Annotated in this window: 8 protein-coding genes; 2 read left to right on the top strand and 6 right to left on the bottom strand. The window is 56.6% G+C overall.

The genetic code is table 11. The annotated features are described in order from the left end of the window. Nucleotides 1-43: 43 nt before the first annotated feature. The 3 genes from istB to AAAC48_RS19865 form a co-directional block, all read right to left on the bottom strand. Nucleotides 44-781, bottom strand: coding sequence for an IS21-like element ISRel16 family helper ATPase IstB (gene istB, locus AAAC48_RS19875; protein WP_340655837.1), 738 nt, complete (start codon nt 779-781; stop codon nt 44-46). 11 nt (nt 782-792) lie between these two features. After that, nucleotides 793-2,322, bottom strand: coding sequence for an IS21 family transposase (gene istA, locus AAAC48_RS19870; RefSeq protein ID WP_340655839.1), 1,530 nt, complete (start codon nt 2,320-2,322; stop codon nt 793-795). Between the two features lie 311 nt (nt 2,323-2,633). Then, nucleotides 2,634-3,041: a helix-turn-helix domain-containing protein gene (locus tag AAAC48_RS19865; RefSeq protein ID WP_340655838.1), complete on the bottom strand. Its 408-nt coding sequence runs from the start codon at nt 3,039-3,041 to the stop codon at nt 2,634-2,636. Between the two features lie 592 nt (nt 3,042-3,633). Here AAAC48_RS19865 and AAAC48_RS19860 point away from each other — a divergent pair. Together AAAC48_RS19860 and AAAC48_RS19855 are read left to right on the top strand one after the other, a co-directional pair. Continuing rightward, entirely contained in the window at nt 3,634-4,032 is a 399-nt protein-coding gene (locus tag AAAC48_RS19860; protein WP_340655836.1) for a hypothetical protein, read from the top strand. Nucleotides 4,033-4,048: 16 nt separating this feature from the next. Next, nucleotides 4,049-4,351 carry a hypothetical protein gene (locus tag AAAC48_RS19855; protein ID WP_340655835.1) on the top strand — a complete coding sequence of 101 codons (303 nt, stop codon included), beginning with the start codon at nt 4,049-4,051 and terminating at the stop codon, nt 4,349-4,351. 21 nt (nt 4,352-4,372) lie between these two features. Here AAAC48_RS19855 and AAAC48_RS19850 read toward each other — a convergent pair whose 3' ends face one another. The 3 genes from AAAC48_RS19850 to AAAC48_RS19840 all read right to left on the bottom strand — a co-directional run. Continuing rightward, nucleotides 4,373-4,855 carry a helix-turn-helix transcriptional regulator gene (locus tag AAAC48_RS19850; protein WP_340655834.1) on the bottom strand — a complete coding sequence of 161 codons (483 nt, stop codon included), beginning with the start codon at nt 4,853-4,855 and terminating at the stop codon, nt 4,373-4,375. Nucleotides 4,856-5,019: 164 nt separating this feature from the next. Then, nucleotides 5,020-5,571 (bottom strand): hypothetical protein, encoded by a 552-nt coding sequence (locus AAAC48_RS19845; protein WP_340655833.1) that lies wholly within the window; start codon nt 5,569-5,571, stop codon nt 5,020-5,022. A gap of 35 nt (nt 5,572-5,606) precedes the next feature. Further along, nucleotides 5,607-6,264 (bottom strand): thermonuclease family protein (locus AAAC48_RS19840; RefSeq protein ID WP_340655832.1); only part of this gene is annotated, 658 nt, incomplete at its 5' end.

Raw genomic sequence — 6,264 nt, 5'->3', positions numbered from 1 at the left:
GTCCTGCTGGCATTGATTGTTGTCAGTTCATTAGTGTCAGGAGTCAAGATTTCCGGCGCTGATTTCGCCGTAAACTTTCCCCGGATAGGTCGATGCGGTGGGCATTGTGAACGAGGCGGTCGAGTATGGCATCGGCATAGGTTGGGTTGCCGATGATCTCATGCCAGGCTGATACTGGAAGCTGACTGGTAATGATGGTCGAGCGGCGTCCGTAGCGATCTTCGAGGATTTCCAGGAGATCGTGGCGTGCCTGCTCGTTGAGCGGCTCCAGACCCCAATCATCAAGGATCAGGAGCTGGACATGCCCGAGGGTGCGTTGCAGCCTTGCGTATCGTCCATCGCCGTGAGCAAGGGCAAGATTGGCAAACAGCCGTGGCACGCGCTGATAAAGGACAGAACGATCGTCGCGGCATGCCTTGTGCCCGAGCGCACAGGCTAACCAGCTTTTCCCGACGCCGGATGGCCCGCAAATGGCAAGGTTGTCGTGGGCATCAATCCAGTCGCCGCCGATCAGTTTCATGAACAGTGCGCGATCGAGACCGCGTTCACTGCGGTAATCAACATCCTCAGGCACAGCGTGATGACGAAGCTTGGCAAACCGCAGACGTGCGGCAAGCTTGCGATCGTGGCGCGAGCTCCATTCTCGCTCCAGGAGCAGCCCGAGCCATTCGGCATGGGATAATTGTTCGCTCTCGCCGTTATTGATCAGCTCGTTGAACGCCTTGGCCATGCCGGTCAGGCCCATGGCGTTCAATTTATCAAGGGTAGGATGTGCAAGCATATGACTTCTCCTCAGTGGTAGTAGCGGGGACCGCGGATGTTGGAGTGGTTGATCGGTTCAGGTGACGTTGTGCTTGATAATGCCGACGATCGGTCGAGGTGATTGTCGAGAATGGAGCGAACCGATCCATAGGTTCGGGCGCCGATTTCCAGCGCACGCCCGCAGGCCGCATTGACCCGTTCGCGCTCAAACGCTTTGACGAGGCGGATAATGCCCAGGCAGGCTCTATAGCCCTGTTCCGGATGCGGTCGATCAGCCAGAATACGCTCGCAGAGCAATGCAACGTCCGATCCGATCGCCGACGCTTCGCGGCTGATGCGCTCGATCGTCCAGTCGGCAAAGCGACGATGGGATGATGGCATGTGTTCCGGCGTTGTCGTGTGCTTGCCATTGCCGCTCGAGCGCCTGTGGGCGGCGATCCTCTCGCCTTTGTGGAAGATCTCGATCGTGTTGGCGGTGATGCGCGCTTCGACTTGCTCACGGGCAAATCGGTAGGGCACGGAGTAGTAATGTCGGTCGATATCGACGTGATAATCGAGCCCGGCCCGGCGTATGCGCCATTCGGCAAAGACGTATCGTTCGACGCAAAGCGGACGCAAAGCCGGATAGTCGATCTCTTCAAACAATTGACGTCGCGTGCGCCCGACGCGGCGCAGAACACGGGTGTCGTTGAGATCAACGAGCAATTCGACAATCGCCGCATTGACGTCGGCAAGGCTGTAAAAGACCCGGTGACGCATTCGACCGAGAAGCCAACGCTCGACAATGCGAACAGCCGCCTCCACTTTTGCTTTGTCACGCGGCCGGCGGGGTCGGGTCGGAAGAACAGAGCTTCCATAGTGAGCCGCCATCCCGGCATAGGTGCGATTGACCTGCGGATCAAAATGGCAGGCCTTGATGACGGCAACCTTGGCATTATCGGGAACGAGCAGCGCCGGCGCGCCGCCAAAGGCCTCCAGCGCAAGCAGGTGGCATTCGATCCAGTCAGGAAGCGTCTCGCTCCAGCGTGCCTGGGCGAAGGACAGGCTCGATGCGCCCAACACTGCCACGAACAGATGGGCTTGCCGCGTCTTGCCCGACAATCGGTCGATGACCACGGTGACCGTGTCACCGGCATAGTCGACGAACAGCTTTTCGCCGGCCACATGATCTTGACGCATCGTCACCGGCAGCTTCATTGCCCAGCCGCGGTAAAGATCGCAAAAGCGGCTGTAGCGATATCCATCCGGGTGATGACCGATATATTCGTCCCACAAAATCTGCAGTGTCACATGCTTGCGCTTCAGCTCGCGGTGAACATGGGCCCAATCCGGCTCGACGCTGCGGCGATGCCCCGTCTTCGTGCCAGCAGCCTTGTAGAGCGCTGCCTCCAGGACAGCATCGCTCACATCATCGCCCAACGGCCAGGAAAGCCCGGCAACCTCGGCACGGCGCAACGTCTCGCGCACAGTCGAAGGAGCGGCACCAACCCGCACCGCAATCGACTTGTGGCCGAGCCCTTCCTCAAATCTGTATCTCAGAATCTCGCGGACACGCCGCATCTTTAGTCTCTCCGCTGGCATCGCGTTCCTTCCTCTCAGGCAACTGAAAGGACGAACTTCTCACCAGCAGGACACCCCCGACAAACGGCCCCGATCAGGGGGCGGCATCATCTCGGAATAAGGGGGCGACTAATTCTCGGAATTGGGGGGCGGAATGATTTCGGAATGTGGGGGCGGCTTGCCTCGGAATCCGCATATGAGGTGGATCTTTGCTTTCTCCCGCCCAAATTCGCTTTCATACAACTATGCATTTGGCTGAGATCGTGCTTTCAAAATCTTGCTGTAATCTCGTCCGGCAGGATCATCTGATACTAACGCTTCCAGACGCTCCGATACAATTTTGGCGGTGTCCCTATTTCTCTGTGGAAGGCTCTCGATAAATGGCTTCCACTTGAATAGCCGCATGCGAGAGCAACTTCCGTTATCGACAGGTCTGAGGACCTCAGCAATCCCGTTGCGCGCTCCAGTCTTCGGCGGCTGAGAAAAGCATGCGGCGGCCACCCGGTCGATTGTCTGAATGCTCTGCAGAAATGCGCAACGCTTAGGTCAGCTTCCTTGGCTAGTTCCGTTAGACTGACGGACCTTTCGAGCGACTCCTCGATCCTATCAATGGCCCGTTTGAGCACCGTGGGGGCAAGCCCGCCTTTTAAGAGTACCCGAGGTTTACCGGACCGCCTCAGGAGCTGCGCGATGATTGAAGCGGCTTGGCTCTCGACCATGAGAGCACCCGCAGAGTCACGGTGTTTTATCTCCGACCCTATCCGGCGTGCGGCAAATTGAATTGAGGAATCCTGAAATCCGAGGTCGGGCACAAGTCTCTCGATGTGGGAGCCCGGCATTCTCTCCAACAGGCCCAAGACAAACGTTTTATCAACGGTGATAAAAAGATACGAGGCGGTCGGGTCGCCATCATCCCAACCCGTCCAGGCGTGATCAGCGGGGATAAAGGACAGAGAGCCTGGAGGTCGTGGCACGAAAACGACGCGGCGACCGTTGAGATAGTCTTCCCCCTCCTTCGCAATGCCTCGGATGTTGAGGAGGATTATATGATCGTTCGCCGCGATTTGGGTTTCTTGTCGTCCGAGCCCAGTCCGCCGGATCAGATTGGCGCGAACCGACTGCCAAGTGGCGTGCTCATGGACGAGTGTGGAGCGAGCCGCGCGTCTGACGGCGTCCGGATCAATAACTGCGGTATTGACCATCTAGAGAACCCTTTCACTCCGCGGGAAGGCGGCGGCAACCTTTTGCTGACAACCCCAACTTATCACCAACCGTTTTTCACGCTGTGCCGCTCGATTCTACGTCAAGTTCTTGAACGGACATCAAGATTATGAATGCACGCTAAAGCTGCTCTTTTTACTCTTCTTCTGGCATCTTGCCAGTCTTTTTCAGCCCGAGCGAGATAGCTGCGAACTGACTTTGAGTGCAGCCGTCGGCCAAAATCGCTTTAAGTCCAAGACCTTAGGGGAACTGCGCACCGATGCATGTCGAACCACGGATCATGACATGCGAGATCTATCTTTGTTTTTTGAAGAATGCGAACGCGCTCCGCGCTTAAATGAGTTAGCCAGTTTCTTTGCGGCAACGGCGGCCGGCCGGGCCGGCGACCCTTTGAAGAAACCACAAGTTGCTTTCGCAAACCAGGCCGCCAAGACACGCCTCGTTCGAAAGCTGCTCGTTTGCGAAGCGAGAATTGCCCAGGAGCGGTAAAGAGCCGATGAGTCATATGACCGATCTAAACAATGATGGGAAACTGCTCTGCCTCCTTGAGCAGCATGCGGCACTCATTATACAAATCAACCTCCTCAACTCAAAGAATCCGCGTTCGGACAAACTGGAAGGCGAGCTATGGGAAATGCTGAGGAGAGAAAGCTATCTTCGTGAGCAATTGATGGACCTCGAGCCACAGTCCATCGCGGATGCGCAATCAAAGATCATCCACTTCGTGGGGTATCTATGTGCGACGAAGAGCTTCCTGGACGACGAATGCCTTACCCGCCTCCTCCGCTCCTTGCGTCAGTTCGTGTAAAGCTGTGACCACGTGTTTTCCCTATGATACCTTCACATCGTCAGCGATCCGCTGCAAATCCGACAGCTTTTCGACCAGTGCGGCGACGGATTTCATCGTTTCGATCGGGAGGTCTTCCAACAATTCCATCATCCGAAAGCGCAAATCGGCTTCATCCTTTGTTGCTCCCCATAAATGCGGGGCAGCTGTGTACAGCATCCCAAGCGGCGAAGTGCCCAAGACCTCGCTGAGATGAATGAGCCTACTGACATGCATCTTCGACGCGTTGCGCTCATAGCGCCCGTACACTTGCTCGCTTAAGCCAACGAGCGTTGAGAGTTCCGCCCTGCTCAACCTCTTATGCTGGCGGCACTTCCGCAGCGCTTCGCCAACTTTGCTGTCGAGTTCTTCGAACGTGGCGATCTTGTCGAAGCCCTCGCGTCGGTAGACCGGCTTCTCGTTCTCAGGGTCGGTCGTTTTCACCAGTCCCAATTCTGCGATTTGACTTTCCAATTTCGTCGTCATTATTTCCACTGATCCACTGTGACGCATGACTCTTACATCACGTTGCGGTCAAATGGCTATGGGCTTGGTTCGCAGGATCGCACTGCTGCCGTCGTCGCAGTGGAGATAATTCAATGAAACCGAATGCTTGCCAGCGTGGCATCGTGTCCTGGCGTGTGAATGGCTTATTTTTGTAGATCAAACCAGAACCGGTTTGGCTGCCCCGTCGCTTCGTCCTTAATATCGAAATAATAGGGCTCACTCCGTAGGGCACGAGGCTTATATTCCGTATAGACGCACGAACTATTGCCAGCGCGGACACGTGTGACGCCGTCAGCCATCGTTTCAGTGTGACCCTTGCCGGCAAAGCGCGAAAAGCCGCGTCCGCCTCGACAAGTCATCACTTTACGCGTGCACCGCGACGCTTCACTAGAAAAGCCCTTATCGCGTGGATCATCGCGGGCTACCGGCGCCCAACCAGCCGGGCAATCAACGTATTTCACATATCCCGGTTTGCCGGCACCACCTTCCGGGCAGGTAGGCCAGGAAAATCCGGGCGTCTTCATTGCAAGTATTAGTTTTTCCATTGGAGGATGGCAGGTCTCGACCCCATGCCAAGATGGATTGGACGAGGCGGCGCAAAGAAGAACTTCGCAGCCCCATTCGCTCGCTTGCGCGTGATGGGAAGGCAAGCTGGAAAAAGCAATCGAGAGCAGCATTGCGACCAAATACTTCACGGAGATTGCTCCTTATATTTGTCGATCAGGAATGACTATCGGTCACGGCGCGGCGGTTGGCGTCGGGCGTCTGAGAACGGCGGGGATATCTCACTTTGGCGCTCACCAAGGAGATTAAGGTCAGCGAGCGGAGGCCGCCCTATTGTCCGATCAATCGCCTTCCTCCGCCATTCCGCCATATCCAGTACATACGTCGCCCACATCCCATAGCGGGCGGCGACAGCATAACGCTGGGCCTCAAAATACCTGCTGTTACCGGGAAAGGGTGTAATGAGTCTGGCCCATCCCACACGCAGCATTTCGAAGCCGAGGTCTTGACCCTTGACCTGGCAAACTCCAACCGTCGCATCTGAATAGATGTCGGCAGTAAGTTGGCAGGTGACGGCAGCGCTCCCCACCGTGCGCTTCAACCAGGCCTTGGCCAGCGCACCACATGGCACGGGAGCAAGGGTTCTATCCTTTGGCGCTGTGGCCTTCGGATCAAAGGACCACTGCGGCAGCTCGCAGCTGTCTATATCGGCCAGCCGAACACTAACGCCGCGACGAGCAAACCATAGTGTTCGTCCGTCGATCACAGCGACCCGTCCCTGTATCCTGGTGGAGTGGGCATCCCCATGCTTGGCAGGCTGGTCGAAAGCAAGATCGACCCCCCTGCCCACGCTGGAGACTGCAGCGAAAACTGAGAAAGCAAAA

The sequence above is a fragment of the Phyllobacterium sp. genome (assembly GCF_037994405.1).
In the GTDB taxonomy this organism is placed as follows: Bacteria; Pseudomonadota; Alphaproteobacteria; order Rhizobiales; family Rhizobiaceae; genus Phyllobacterium.
This window is presented reverse-complemented; position numbering and strand designations above follow the sequence as displayed.